Source organism: Streptomyces sp. HUAS TT7, assembly GCF_051550175.1.
In the GTDB taxonomy this organism is placed as follows: domain Bacteria; phylum Actinomycetota; class Actinomycetes; order Streptomycetales; family Streptomycetaceae; genus Streptomyces.
In genome coordinates, this window is record NZ_CP196175.1 from 8,424,805 (window position 1) to 8,438,167 (window position 13,363).

11 protein-coding genes are annotated in these 13,363 nt (G+C 70.1%); 6 read left to right on the plus strand and 5 right to left on the minus strand.

Annotated elements, in window-relative coordinates; genetic code table 11:
- Nucleotides 1-154 precede the first annotated feature (154 nt).
- The 5 genes from ACSHXC_RS38285 to ACSHXC_RS38305 all read right to left on the minus strand — a co-directional run bounded on the left by ACSHXC_RS38285 (nt 155) and on the right by ACSHXC_RS38305 (nt 6,967).
- A complete protein-coding gene (locus ACSHXC_RS38285; protein ID WP_438295931.1) occupies nt 155-538 on the minus strand; it encodes a cystatin domain-containing protein in 384 nt (127 codons plus the stop codon).
- A gap of 354 nt (nt 539-892) precedes the next feature.
- A complete protein-coding gene (locus tag ACSHXC_RS38290; RefSeq protein WP_438295932.1) occupies nt 893-2,218 on the minus strand; it encodes a peptide MFS transporter in 1,326 nt (441 codons plus the stop codon).
- 567 nt (nt 2,219-2,785) lie between these two features.
- Entirely contained in the window at nt 2,786-3,916 is a 1,131-nt protein-coding gene (locus ACSHXC_RS38295) for a sensor histidine kinase (protein WP_438295933.1), read from the minus strand.
- Nucleotides 3,917-3,998: 82 nt separating this feature from the next.
- A complete protein-coding gene (locus ACSHXC_RS38300) occupies nt 3,999-4,664 on the minus strand; it encodes a response regulator (RefSeq protein WP_438295934.1) in 666 nt (221 codons plus the stop codon).
- 833 nt (nt 4,665-5,497) lie between these two features.
- On the minus strand, nt 5,498-6,967 hold the full coding sequence (locus ACSHXC_RS38305; RefSeq protein WP_438295935.1) for an MFS transporter: 1,470 nt from the start codon (nt 6,965-6,967) through the stop codon (nt 5,498-5,500).
- A 151-nt stretch (nt 6,968-7,118) separates the two neighbouring features.
- On the opposite strand from ACSHXC_RS38305, the gene ACSHXC_RS38310 reads away from it, so the two are divergent.
- The 6 genes from ACSHXC_RS38310 to ACSHXC_RS38335 all read left to right on the plus strand — a co-directional run bounded on the left by ACSHXC_RS38310 (nt 7,119) and on the right by ACSHXC_RS38335 (nt 13,039).
- Entirely contained in the window at nt 7,119-7,685 is a 567-nt protein-coding gene (locus tag ACSHXC_RS38310) for a TetR/AcrR family transcriptional regulator (RefSeq protein WP_438295936.1), read from the plus strand.
- Between the two features lie 330 nt (nt 7,686-8,015).
- On the plus strand, nt 8,016-8,777 hold the full coding sequence (locus tag ACSHXC_RS38315) for a DeoR/GlpR family DNA-binding transcription regulator (protein ID WP_438295937.1): 762 nt from the start codon (nt 8,016-8,018) through the stop codon (nt 8,775-8,777).
- A 94-nt stretch (nt 8,778-8,871) separates the two neighbouring features.
- Nucleotides 8,872-10,224, plus strand: a complete 1,353-nt coding sequence (locus ACSHXC_RS38320) for an ABC transporter substrate-binding protein (RefSeq protein ID WP_438295938.1) — start codon at nt 8,872-8,874, stop codon at nt 10,222-10,224.
- A gap of 1 nt (nt 10,225) precedes the next feature.
- Nucleotides 10,226-11,188: a carbohydrate ABC transporter permease gene (locus ACSHXC_RS38325; protein WP_438295939.1), complete on the plus strand. Its 963-nt coding sequence runs from the start codon at nt 10,226-10,228 to the stop codon at nt 11,186-11,188.
- Nucleotides 11,185-12,012 (plus strand): carbohydrate ABC transporter permease, encoded by an 828-nt coding sequence (locus ACSHXC_RS38330; RefSeq protein ID WP_438295940.1) that lies wholly within the window; start codon nt 11,185-11,187, stop codon nt 12,010-12,012. The genes ACSHXC_RS38325 and ACSHXC_RS38330 overlap by 4 nt, the downstream gene beginning before the upstream one ends.
- A 37-nt stretch (nt 12,013-12,049) precedes the next feature.
- Nucleotides 12,050-13,039 carry a zinc-dependent alcohol dehydrogenase family protein gene (locus ACSHXC_RS38335; RefSeq protein ID WP_438295941.1) on the plus strand — a complete coding sequence of 330 codons (990 nt, stop codon included), beginning with the start codon at nt 12,050-12,052 and terminating at the stop codon, nt 13,037-13,039.
- The last annotated feature ends 324 nt before the right edge of the window (nt 13,040-13,363 follow it).

Sequence of the window (13,363 nt, forward strand, 5' to 3'; positions counted from 1 at the left end):
GGGTGCGGGGCCACGGACCGCCGTGGGCCCGCACCCGGCCGGGCCCCGCCCACGCATGATGACGAGACCCGCTCAGCCCGCACACCGTGTGCGGGCTGAGCGGGTCGTTTCGTGGTCTCGGCACGTGATGGCTGGGGTCGTGCGCGCCCTCTGGTCAGAGGGCGCGGAAGTCGGTCAACTGCCGTGAGTTTTCCCAGGGTTTGACCCACACCTGAGCCTCGTACCGAGCCGTCCCGGAGGGGCCGGCTGCCTCGATCGTGAGGATGTAGCGGGTACCGGCGACGATCTGCTCGTCGGCATCGACGACCTGGCCGAGGGCCAGCCGCTGACCGGACTGCCTGTCGTGCTCGGCCACGGCGAACGCGGCGGCCTTCACCACTTCGGGGTCGTCGGCCGGGGTGCCGGACCGGCCGCCCACGGTGTTCGTCCAGGGGACGCCCAGGTGCGGGTGCTCCGCGGGCCGGGCGGACGCGGCCATGGCGATCCCTCCGGTCGCGACGAGTACGGACAGGGCGGCGACCGGGACACGGGCACGCATGGTCGGGCAGACCTCGAATCTGACGGAGTGGGTGGACAGGAGCCTCGAACCACCAGGCGCGTATCGGTCGCCTTCGCCGGGCTCGCTTCCCCGAGGGAAGGGGACCGAAGGGACTGGCCTTCGGGATCGCTCCCCCCGGTGTGGGGACGGTGGCGCGTGGTGCGTACGGGCCGTTCAAACGTAAGAGGGAGCGGTGATGACGAAAGGGGCCGAACGCGTAAACCATCGGCCGCTGTGGGAGAGGCGCGTGGACCTTCGGCGGGGAGTCGGCCCAGGTGCGGTGAGCGTCGTAGAGCAGGGTTGAGCCCGGACCGCTTGTGGCGGTCCGGGCTCAACCCTGCTCCAGCTACTCCGTCATGACTCGATGAGCGCCCGGATCCGTGGCGTGGCCAGTGCCATGCCGAGGCCGACCAGGACTGCCAGGGTGCCCAGCGTCGAGTAGAGGGACACGCCGTCCAGTCGTGAGGCGACCTGGCCGCCGATCGCGTCGCCGGCCGAGGCGGAGAGGAAGAACAGCCCCGCGAGCTGGGAGCCCATCCCCGCCGGGGCGAGCTTGTGGCTCAGGGAGAGGCCGGTGGGGCTGAGGAACAGTTCACCGAGGGTCTGCAGGAAGTACAGGCCGACCAGCCACAGCAGGGAGATCCGCACGTCCCCGACGGCTCGCGCCGCGGCGACGGAGAGCAGCAGGAACGAGACCCCGCACAGGAGCAGGCCGGTGGCGAACTTGGCCGGCGCCGAGACGCTGACGCGCTGCCAGACCACGGCCAGCACACCGGCCAGCAGGATGATCAGGACCGGGTTCATGGCCGCCTGCCAGGTGACGGGCAAGCCCATCATGTCGACGTGCTCGCTGGCGAAGAGCTGCACATTGGAGGCGGCCAGGTCGTAGATGCACCAGAAGACGACGGCGGATGCGAACAGCCAGGCGTACGCCTTGATGCCGGAACGTCCCCGGTCGCCGAGGTCGGTGCGCCGCAGCAGCTTGACGAAGTACCCGACGGGCACGAGCACGGCGAGGACGGTGAACGCGGTGAGGCAGTGCGGCAAGGTGAGCCCGCCGGTGAGCGTGGCCAGCAGGACGAGCACGACGGCCGCGCAAGTGCACAGGAGCATCCACTTGCGGAGGCGGACCGTCTCCTGCCGGGTCAGGGGGCGGGCGGGCTGATCGTCGACGCTCCGCAGGCCACCGCTCAGTACGAAGACGATGAGGCTGAGCCCCATGCCGACGGCCGCGGCGCCGAAGGCGATGCTCCAGCCGAACGTCACGCCGAGCCAGCCGACGAGCAGGGTCGCCACCAGCCCGCCGAAGTTGATGCTGGCGTAGAAGTTGCTGTACGCCGCATCCCTCTCGCGGTCGTCGCGGTCCGCGAACAACTTGCCCACGAGAGCAGTCATGTTGGGCTTCTGCAGCCCGGTGCCGAGGGCGACCAGGACGAGGCCGGTGTAGACCGTGGCGGCCCCGAGGTCGAGCGCCAGCGACACGTGCCCGAGCAGGATGACAACGCCGCCGAGCAGAGCCGCCCTGCGGGCGCCGAGCAGCCGGTCGGCCACCCAGCCGCCGGGCAGCGCGGTGAAATAGCAGGCGGACAGGTAGGCGCCGACGAGCGCCGTGGCCGTGCCGGAGCTCATGCCGAGGCCGTGGACCCGGTCCACCAGGAAGAGCGCGAGCACCGCCCGCATACCGTAGAAGGATCGCTAGGAGAACCGCTCTGCTGCCTCACTCAGACAAAGCGGCAGCAGGCCCTTGCGGGCGCGGTTCTCTGCGATCACCTCCACTCTGTTCGAGGTGAGCGACATGTGTGTCTTTCCTGTTCTTCGAGTTCTTGGCCAGGAAGCCCGGGGGCAGCGGTGACCGCAGGCCTCGCGCCGGTCCATGGAAGGAGGAAGATCCTTTGGAGATCCCCCTCATCAGGGTCCCGGCCGGGACCCTGAGCAGGCAGGGCCGAAGGCCTCCGGGAGTCCGGGACGTTGTGGTGCGAAGGAGGGCAGGCGATGGCCACTTTCGTGGCGGTGTACGGCCGTTCGGCTCGGCGGTGAGCCGGTCGCCCGGGCCGTTGCTCAAGCTCCGCCCCTCGCGCACCGCCACCGTCGCCGCGTCCGCCGCGCTGGTGTTGGGCTTGACCCGGCGTCGTGCCGATCCGGCCGCAGATGCTGTTGCGGGAGATCCCGCGGCGCACCCCGAGGCGAGACGTTCGTGCACGCCGTACGAGGCCGTGCTCGTCGCCCGGTTCCTCGCGCCCGCCCGCCTCAGCGATCGCTGGGTGCGAAGCGGGCCTCGACGCGGAACCCCCCGTCCGGGGTGGCCGCGGTGGTGAGGGTGCCGCTCAGCTCCTCGGACCGGGCGCGCATCCCCGCGAGGCCCGAGCCGGAACTGGGCAGGGCGTTCGAACGCGCTGCGCAGCCGGGCCCGTTCACGATGGCGAGGGCCAGGCCGCCGCCGACAGCGGCTGCGGTGACTGTTACGCGCGCGCCAGGCGCGTGCTTCGCGGCGTTGGTGAGCGCCTCCTTGGCGACGCACTCCGCGGCCGCGCGGTGGCGCGGATCCGCCGCCGCGAGCACGTCGTCGAGACCGGGAGAGGTCTCGATGCGCAGTCCGACGCCGCGCATCGACGCGCACAGCTCGGCGACGGACACCGACGGCGGGGTGTACTGCACGACGGTCAGCAACTGCTCCAGCGCGGACCGGCTCTGGGCGGCGATGTGCTGCAGTGCGGGCCCCGTCTGCTCCAGACAGGAGCAGGGTGTGCCCTTGCCGAGCCGGGTCAGGAGGTTCTCGGTGAGCATGATGGTCGCGGTGAGGTGGTGCCCCGCCAGGTCGTGCATGTCCTGGGCGATCCGGCGGCGCTCGGCCGAGACGGCTTCCGCCTTGTGGCGGGCCTCTCGTTCGGCCGCCAGCTCCTGCTCATGGCGCTGCATCCGGATCTGCATGCCCATGGCGGTCGGGCCGAGTGCGGTGATCACGACGACCGCGAGGTAGTCCTCGCCCGAGAGCGTGTGCCAGGTGAAGTCGGCCGTCTGGACCCGGGACAGGAGGGGGAGCACGGCGGCGACCGCCGCGGACCCCCAGGCCTGCCGCGTCGGCAGCCAGCGGCCGGCGGCGTACGCGACGAAGGAGAGCGCGGTGTTCTCGCCGGAGAGGGTGAACCCCAGGCAGGCGACCACCAGGGGCAGCGGGAAGGGCCCCCGACGCAGGGCTACGGCGACCGTGCCGGCCACGAGGCCGCCGACCGCGATCGGGCTGGAGGTCCCCAGCGGCAGGACGAACAGCAGCGACAGGGCGGACGCCGCGACGGCCGCGGCGAGGTCCCACTGCAGGGGCGTGAGTCCGCCGAACAGCACGGCCGGCCGAGAGCGGACAGGGGCGGGCAGGGAAGGCAAGAGGGATTCTCCGAAGGAGGGCAGGAGTGGAGTGGGCGGGACTCTCCCGAAGCGAGGGGGAGGAGTGTCGGCCCGGCGGAGATCACGCGCTGTCGCGGAGCCAACGGGTGAACTGGCAGGAGAGCAGGGCGCCTTGGGTCCGGTTGGACAACTTCAGCTTGGCCAGGACCCGGGACACGTACGACTTCATCGTGCCCTCGCTCACCACCAGTTGCTGGGCCATGACCGCGTTGCTGAGACCGTCTCCGAGCAGCATGAAGACCTGGTGCTCGCGGCTGGACAGCGAATCGATGCGGCTGCGGGCGGTGGGCCCGATCGTGTCGTCGCGGCGGGCCAGCGCGCTCTGCATCAGACAGCGCAGTACGGGCGAGGAGACCGCCGCGTGGCCCTCGGCGACCGCGTGCACATGGCGCAGCAGTTCACTGGGCGAGTCCCCCTTGAGTACGAAGCCGGACGCCCCGGCCTCCAGCGCGTCGTACACCTGGCCCCCCGCGCCGAATGAGGTGAGGAAGACCACCGGGGGAGCATCCGGGGAACGCCGCAGCTCCTTGAGCGCGCCGAGCCCGTCGAGGCCCGGCATGTTCAGGTCCATGGCGAGTACGTCCACGTGGTGCCGCCGCACGATGTCGAGGGCGCCCCGGCCGTCGTCAGCCTCGGCCACGACCATGATCTCCGGGTCGGACTCAAGGATGGAACGCAGGCCGACCCGCACGAGTTCTTCGTCGTCCACCAGCGCGACGCTGAGCATTTGTCATCTCCTCGGGATTCCTGGCGCGGTCCGTTACGTCACTCCCTCCTGGGAGCGGAACGGTCGCAGGACCTCATTCTTCCTGACCTTGAAGAGGGGAATGCGCTACTTCAGTCCCACCGGCATCCGGGAGAAAGTCCCTGACCTCATGGGACCAAAGTCATGAAATCCTCAAAAGGAACACGGGCGTCGAATCTCAAATGTATTTGTGCTGCACACGCAGCGGCCCGGCGGTCGTATGCAACCGCCGGGCCACCTTGCTGAACCGGGTCAATGCCAGACCTGCCCGGCGCCGCGTAGGGGCGCCGGGCAGGAGTGCGGTGCACCCCGTCCGGCAAGGCCGTCGTCCATGCGCGCACCCCTTTTTGTGTCGTCCACGACCCCTGTATTCCCGATTTGCGAATCCGGCGCGGACTGCGTTGCCCATGGCCGCGATCCCGCCGCAGGCCGTCTGATGAGCGAAAAAGGGCGGCAGCCGGGGGCGGTGAAATTCTTCGACGGAGAGGCCATTGCGCCTTGTTTCGCGCAAGCGCCTGTGCTCAATGTGCGAAGAAGAGGCGGATGCTGTCCTGAGGAAGGGGAAGCCGACCGTCTGAAACCCATACTCGGACAGTGTTGTCCCGCCCGGTAGTGGCACATTGTTTATGCATGCATAAAGCAGGCTTATGAGTGGGGGCCCACCTGCCTTGTCACCGTTGGCGCGGGGACGCCGCACCGATCTCCCGCCCGAAGCAGGCGTCCGCGCGGCCCCTGACCCGTCCCTCGGCAGCGGCATGGTGAGGCCGGCGCCCTCGGCGAGCGGCCACTGCTCCCGGCCAAGGCGGTTGTCATGGTCAACCGCTGTTCACGGATGCCTCGTTCGAGGTGGTGGCTGCAGCTGACGCGGTGGAACGATGCGGCGCCGCGGAGCCTTCCGCGGGCTTGGACCTCGCCAGCCACAGGCCGGTGAACACGGCAGTGGTCAGGGTGACGGTGCCTGCCGCGACGAAGGCGCTGTTGAGGCCGGTCTCGAAGGAGGCTCCGCCGGATTGCCGGGTGCGGACGATGGCTCCGAGTACCGCCACGCCGAGCACCGCGCCGATCTGCCGGGTGGTGCTGCTGATGCCTGAGGCGAGGCCGCCTTCCTGCGGGCTGACCGCTTGGATGGCGGCGCCCGTCAGCGGGGACATGGCCAGGGCGAAGCCGATGCCGGCGAGTCCCAACCGCCACCACACGTTCCCGTAGCCGGTGTCGGCGTGCACCACACCGAGCGCCAGCAGTCCCAGGCCAGCCAGGGTCAGGCCGGTGGTGACCACGATGCGGAAGCCGTACCGGGCGGCGAGCCGGCCCGCGTACGGGCTGACGATCACCATGGCGAGGGATACCGGCAGGGTCTGGAGGCCGGCGCGCAGGATTGAGCTGCCCTGGACGTACACGAAGAACTGGGAGAAGAAGAACGACGAACCCATGAGCGCGAACCCCACCACGACCATGGCGGTGTTGGACACGGTGAACAGGCGCTGGCGGAACAGCCGCAGCGGCAGCATCGGAGCGGGACGGCGCGCTTCGACGGCGATGAAGGCAGCGAGGAGGATCGCCGCGGCGGCGAAGCTGCCCAGGATGACCGGTGAGGTCCAGCCTCGGGCACCGCCCTCGATCAGCCCGTAGGTCGCTACCCCTACCGCCAGCACGGACAGCACCGTGCCCGGGATGTCGATCGCGGCGGCGCTCGGGTTGCGGGACTCGCTCAGGTGGCGCAGGCCGACCAGCAGCAGGATCACGCCGATGGGCAGATTGACCAGGAAGATGGCGGGCCAGCCGAAGGCTTCTGTCAGCACGCCGCCGGCCACGGGGCCCGCAGCCAGACCTATTCCGCTGAATCCGGCCCACAGCCCGATCGCCTTGATTCGTTCTTGCGGTACGGGATAGGCGGCGGCGAGCAGGGCGAGCGAGGCAGGGCTCAGCGCCGCGGCCCCGATGCCCTGCAGCGCCCGGCCGGCGACCAGCCAGCCGACCGAAGGCGCGAGGCTGCACAGCAGCGACGCGGCGGTGAACGCCGCCGCGCCGGTCAGGTACACCCGCTTGCGGCCGAACCGGTCGGCGAAGACACCGCCGGACAGCAACAGCATGGCGACCAGCAGTACGTACGCGTCGACGATCCATTGCAGACCGGTCAGCTGAGTGTGCAGCCGGTGCTGCATGTCGGGCAGCGCCGCTCCGACGATCGTGTTGTCGAGCAGGACCATGAACTGGCCCAGGCAGGTCACCGTGAGCAGCACGGCCCGGTTTGATCGACTGCCTGCGGTCGCATGCGATGCGGCCATGGAGATCCCCCTCAATCGGTAGTTGCGCCGGCCGCGGCCGGCGCGGGTGGCGATACACCCCGAGCGCTCTAAAGCAGCCCGTGGCTGCGTTAGGTGACTGTAAGGAGGGCCGCCTCGCAAACGCAAGTCACAACTGCGTTAAGGTGGGGACATGAACGAGCGACAGCGAGCCCGGCGGCCCGGCGGGCGCAGCGCCCGGGTAGCCGCGGAGGTGCACCAGGCCGTCACCGACCTGATCAGCGAGCGCGGCTACGGCAACTTCACCGTCGGCGACGTCGCAGCCCGCGCGGGTGTGGCCGACAGCAGCATCTACCGCCGCTGGGGCAGCCTGGAAACCCTCCTCACCGAAGTGGCGCTCACCCGCCTCAACGCGCAGTCGCCGATGCCCGACACCGGGAGCCTGGCCGGCGACCTCCGCACCTACGCGGCTCAAGTAGCCCGCGAGATCACCGGACCCGACGGTCTCGCGCTGGTGCGCCTGGCCGTCGCCCTGTCGAACAACGGTGAGAAGGGCCTGCAGGCTCGTGACGACCTCCGCGACGAACGCACCCGGCAACTGCAGTCCATGCTCGACCGCGCCCGCGAACGCGGAGAGGACGCACCCGACGCGCTCGGCGTGCTGGACCACATCCTGGCCCCGATGTACATCCGCGTCCTGTTCGGCATGGGACCGCTCACCCCGGACTACGTCGACGGGCTGGTCGACCGATTGCTGTGACCGCAGCCTGGTGTGGGATCAGCCCTCGGACGCGGCACCGTGAGGTGCTCGCCGACACGCGCCCGGACCGCTCAGGCATCCGGCCCTTGGCCGGCCCGCCCCGAACCGCCCGATTCGGCGCCCGGTTCGCCGCCTACGGGCGCCCATGTCGCGCCGGAACACCGATTCCCGCAGCGTGACCGCGGTTCGGCCGCCGGGGAAACGGGCAGATCCGGGCGAGCCGAGAAGGGGAACGGGCCGGTCCCTGGCCGAGCCGCGGCGGTATAAAGCTCTGGCGGGCCCGTTCGGGCACCGGATGCCCGAACGGGCAAGGAGGGGTGGGTAGGTGGGATGCGTTCGGAAGAGCGGCACCACAGGCTGCTGACCCTGGCGCGACAGGAGGGCCGGGTCGAGGTCGCGGGAGCGGCGGCGGACTTCGGCGTCGCACCGGAGACCATCCGCCGGGACCTGAGCGAACTGGAACGACAAGGCCTCGTACGCCGCACACACGGCGGCGCCTACCCCGTGGAGAGCGCGGGATTCGAGACCAACCTCGCCCAGCGAGTCACCCTGCACGTCGAGAACAAGCGCCGCATCGCCGCGGAAGGGGCGAAGCTGCTCGGCGGGGCGGAGACGGTGTTCGTCGACGAGGGCTACACGCCGCAGATCCTCGCCTCCCTGCTGCCCACCGACCGGCCGCTGACCGTGATCACCGCGTCCCTGTCGACGGCCGCCTCGGTCGCCGAGTCCGCCCACACCACCGTCCTGCTCCTCGGCGGCCGGGTCCGCGGCCGCACGCTGGCCACCGTCGGTTCCTGGGCGTGCTCGATGCTCTCCGGCTTCGTCATCGACCTCGCCTACCTCGGATCCAACGGAATCTCCCGGGAGTTCGGGCTCACCACCCCCGACCCGGCCGTCGCCGAGGTGAAGGCCAAGGCTCTGGAGGTCTCCCGGCGACACGTCTTCATGGGGCACCACGGCAAGTTCGGCGCGAGCAGCTTCTGCCGGTTCGCCGAGGTGTCCGACTTCGAAACGATCATCACGGACACCGGCCTGTCCATCGCCGAGGCCCGCCGCTACACCCTGCTCGGCCCCCAGGTCGTCCGGGTCTGATCCGCGAGGCCGCTCCTTGGGCCGCAACCGAGGCAAGAGAGCCGTACCAGGCTGTCCGAGGCATGCCCGCAGTACCGAGGAAGGACTGATCCACGTGAGGACAAGCAGGCACACCGCCCGCGCGGGCGGCGCAGCTCTCTGCGCCGCCCTGGTCGCCGCGTGCTCCGGCGCCGGCGGCGCGGGCGGGGGCTCCGGCGGGCACTCCATCAACGTACTCATGGTCAACAACCCGCAGATGGCCGACCTCCAGAAGCTGACCGCCGACCACTTCACCCAGTCCACCGGCATCAAGGTCAACTTCACGGTGCTGCCCGAGAACGACGTACGCGACAAGATAAGCCAGGACTTCGCCAGCCAGGCCGGGCAGTACGACATCGCCACCATCAGCAACTACGAGACGCCGATCTACGCCAAGAACGGCTGGCTCGCCCCGCTCACCGACCGGGCCAAGGCCGACACCGCCTTCGACCAGGGCGACATCCTGCCCGCCATCCAGCAGTCCCTGACCGCGTCGGGCCAGATCTATGCCGAGCCCTTCTACGGCGAGTCGTCCTTCCTCATGTACCGCAAGGACGTGTTCGCGGCGAAGAACCTGACCATGCCCGTGCACCCGACGTGGACCCAGGTCGCCGACCTCGCGGCCAGGGCCGACGGGGCGAAGCCCGGGATGAAGGGCATCTGCCTGCGCGGGCAGCCCGGTTGGGGCGAGGTGATGGCGCCGGTCACCACCGTCGTCAACACCATGGGCGGCACCTGGTTCGACAAGGACTGGACGGCACAGGTCGACAGCCCCGCCTTCGCCAAGGCCGTCGATTTCTACGTGAACCTGGTGCGCGCTCACGGCGAGGCCGGGGCGCCCCAGGCCGGGTTCACCGAGTGCCTCAACGACATGACCCAGGGCAAGACGGCCATGTGGTACGACGCCACCTCCGCGGCCGGTGCGCTGGAGGCGAGCGGCTCACCCGTGGCCGGCAGGATCGGCTATGTGCCCGCCCCCGTCGAGCAGACCAAGAGCTCCGGATGGCTCTACACCTGGGCCTGGGGCGTGCAGAAGGCCAGCAAGAGCCAGGACGACGCCTGGAAGTTCATCTCCTGGGCGTCCGGCAAGGCTTACGAGAACCTCGTCGGCGCACAGCTCGGCTGGTCCAAGGTCCCCGCGGGCAAGCGCACGTCCACCTACGCGAACTCCCCATACGTCGCCGCTGCCCAGGCGTTCGCCTCCGCCACCAAGGACGCGCTGACCACCGCTGACCCGGGCAACCCCGGCGTGCAGCCCAGGCCCGCCCCCGGCATCCAGTTCGTCGGCATCCCCGAGTTCACCGACCTCGGCACCCAGGTCTCCCAGGAGATCAGCGCCGCGATCGCGGGGAAGACCAGCGTCGCCGACGCGCTCAAGGCGGGCCAGACCCGCGCCGAGGCGGTCGCCGGCAAACACCGGGGGCAGTGACATGACCGCCCCCTCGCTCGCCCGGCGCGTCCGCCCGGCGGAAGGAGCGCGCGCCCCAGCCGGCCGGCACATCCGCCGTGGCGGCGCCTGGTCCCGCCGGGTCCCGCTGCTGCCCGCACTGGTCTTCCTGATCGTGGTGACCCAACTGCCCTTCGTGGGAACGCTGGTCATCTCCTTCATGCGCTGGAACGCCCTCGAACCCGACGCCAAGGGATTCGGCGGCATCGCGAACTACAGGACCGCGCTCACCGACCCCAGCCTGCGCTCGGCCCTGGTCACCACCGTCGTCCTCACCGCAGCCGTGGTCGTCGTCAGCCTGCTCATCGGTTTGGCGCTCGCTCTGCTCCTCGACCGACGGTTCAGGGGCCGCGGCGCCGTACGCACCCTGCTCATCGCCCCGTTCCTCGTCGTCCCCGTGGCCTCCGCCCTGCTGTGGAAGCACGCCCTGTACAACGCCTCCTACGGCGCCATCAACGGCTCCCTGACCTGGCTGTGGAGCCTGTTCGGGAGCGGCAACGCCCCGCAGCCCGACTGGATGTCGGCGATACCCCTCACTGCTGTCGAGGTGTCGCTGATCTGGCAGTGGACCCCGTTCATGATGCTCATCCTGCTCGCCGGACTGCAGAGCCGGCCCCCGGACATCGTCGAAGCCGCCCGCGTCGACGGGGCGAGCACCTGGCAGGTCTTCCGCCACCTCACCTTCCCCCACCTGCGCCGCTACCTCGAACTCGCCGCCCTGCTCGGCAGTATCTACGTCGTCCAGAACTTCGACGCCGTCTTCACCCTCACCTCCGGCGGCCTGGACACCGCCAACCTGCCCTTCACCGTGTACGAGACCTTCTACAAGGCGCACGACTACGGCCAGGCCTCCGCCGAGGGCGTCCTCGTCGTCCTGTTCACCATGGTCATCGCCACCCTGGCGCTGCGCACCGTGTCGTCCCTGTTCCGAGAGGAGACGCTGTGACCGCCTTCCTGCGCCGCGGGATCTGGGGCTTCCTCGCCTGGGTCTGCGCGCTCGCCTTCTTCCTGCCGTTCGCCTGGATGGTGCTCACCTCGCTGCACAGCGAGCCGGACGCCGCGACCAACCCGCCGAGCGCGGGCGCCGCCCTCACCCTCCAGGGCTACCGGGAGTTCTTCGGCGCGGGCACCGGCATCAGCCCCTGGCCGCCGCTCATCAACTCCCTCACAGCAAGCGTGAGTTCAACCGTTCTGGTGCTCGCCCTCGCCATCCCGGCGGCGTACGCGCTCTCCATCAAACCGGTACGCAAATGGACCGACGTCCTGTTCTTCTTCCTCTCGACCAAGATGCTGCCCGCCGTCGCCGGACTGCTGCCCGTCTATCTGATCGCCCAGCACACCGGGATGCTCGACAACGTCTGGCTGCTCGTCATCCTCTACACCTCCATGAACCTGCCGATCGCGGTGTGGATGATGCGCTCCTTCCTCGCCGAGGTACCGGTCGAGATCCTGGAAGCCGCGTCCATCGACGGGGCGGGTCTGCCGACCGTGCTGATCCGCATCGTCGCCCCGGTAGCCGCGCCCGGCATCGCGGCCACCGCCCTGATCTCGTTCATCTTCAGCTGGAACGAGCTGCTGTTCGCCCGGGTCCTCACCGGCGTCGTCGCCGGCACCGCCCCCGTCTTCCTCACCGGCTTCGTGACCAGCGAGGGCCTCTTCCTCGCCAAGGTGTGCGCAGCCGCCGTCTGCGTCTCGCTCCCGGTGCTGATCGCCGGGTTCGCCGCCCAGGACAAACTCGTCCAGGGCCTGTCCTTGGGAGCCGTCAAATGACCCTCCGCCATTGCCTGTTGACCTATGGAGGAGCCAAGTGAAGGCAGCCGTCGTCAGCGCGCCGGGCACCGTGAGAGTCGAGGAGGTCGACGATCCGGCGCCCGGCCCCAGGGAGGTGGTGATCCAGGTCGCCGCCTGTGGCCTGTGCGGAACGGATCTGCACATCCTCCAAGGCGAGTTCGCGCCCCGCCTGCCCGTCGTGCCGGGCCACGAATTCGCGGGCGAGGTCGTCGCGCGCGGTGCCGAGGTCACCGAACTCGCCCTCGGCGACCGGGTGGCCGTCGACCCGTCCCTCTATTGCAACGAGTGCCACTACTGCCGCCTGGGCCGCAACAACCTGTGCGAGCGGTACTCGGCGATCGGCGTCACCGTCGCGGGCGCGGCTGCCGAGTTCGTCGCCGCCCCCGCAGCCAACTGCGTCCGCCTCCCCGAGCACATCCGCACCGAGGACGCCGCGCTGATCGAGCCGCTCTCCTGCGCGGTCCGCGGCTACGACGTGCTCCGCTCCCCGATGGCCAGCAGCGTGCTGATCTACGGGTCGGGAACCATGGGCCTGATGATGCTGGAGCTCGCCAAGCGCACCGGGGCGACCGCTGTCGACATGGTGGACATCAACCCCCAACGGCTCGCCACCGCACGCCAGTTGGGCTGCACACACGCCGCCGCCTCGGCCGACGAAATAGAGCGGGCGCGCGGCTGGGACGTCGTCATCGACGCGACCGGCAGCGAACGGGCCATCCAGGACGCCATCGGCCGGGTCGCCAAAGGCGGCACCTACCTCCAGTTCGGCGTGGCCGACTACGCGGCCCGCGCCACCATCGAGCCGTACCGCATCTACAACCAGGAGATCACCATCACCGGTTCGATGGCCGTCCTGCACAGCTACGAACGGGCCGCCGACCTTTTCGCGACCGGCGTGCTCGACCCGGAGGTGTTCATCAGCCACCGGCTGCCGCTGGTGGACTACGCCGCAGCCCTCCAGCAGTTCCAGGCCGGTCACGGCCGCAAGATCCTGGTCGTGCCATGAGCGGGGCGGGCCGGGGCCCCTGGTTCTCGGCCTCGCCCATGTGCACACGGGGTCGTTGGCCACGGCGCTGGCACCCGGAGCGGACCATGCCCTGAAGGCGGTCGAGACCGCCCGCCGGACCGCCACCGTTTCCTACGACCCCAACCTGCGGCCCCTGCTCCTTGGCACACCGGCCGAGGAACGCCCGCGAGTGGAGCGGTCCGTCGAGCTGAGCGACCTGGTGGAGGCCGGCAGGGAGGACCTGGACTGGCTGTCCCCAGGGCGGTCCTGTGACGAGATCGCGGATGCCTGGCTGAAGACGGGACCCGCGCTCGTGGTGGTCAC

Excerpts from the sequence above, each read along its gene's own strand:
- ACSHXC_RS38285 (WP_438295931.1), bottom strand. The coding sequence starts at position 538 with ATGCGTGCCCGTGTCCCGGTCGCCGCCCTGTCCGTACTCGTCGCGACC.
- ACSHXC_RS38290 (WP_438295932.1), bottom strand. The coding sequence starts at position 2,218 with ATGCGGGCGGTGCTCGCGCTCTTCCTGGTGGACCGGGTCCACGGCCTC.
- ACSHXC_RS38300 (WP_438295934.1), bottom strand. The coding sequence starts at position 4,664 with ATGCTCAGCGTCGCGCTGGTGGACGACGAAGAACTCGTGCGGGTCGGC.
- ACSHXC_RS38305 (WP_438295935.1), bottom strand. The coding sequence starts at position 6,967 with ATGGCCGCATCGCATGCGACCGCAGGCAGTCGATCAAACCGGGCCGTG.
- ACSHXC_RS38310 (WP_438295936.1), top strand. The coding sequence starts at position 7,119 with ATGAACGAGCGACAGCGAGCCCGGCGGCCCGGCGGGCGCAGCGCCCGG.
- ACSHXC_RS38315 (WP_438295937.1), top strand. The coding sequence starts at position 8,016 with ATGCGTTCGGAAGAGCGGCACCACAGGCTGCTGACCCTGGCGCGACAG.
- ACSHXC_RS38325 (WP_438295939.1), top strand. The coding sequence starts at position 10,226 with ATGACCGCCCCCTCGCTCGCCCGGCGCGTCCGCCCGGCGGAAGGAGCG.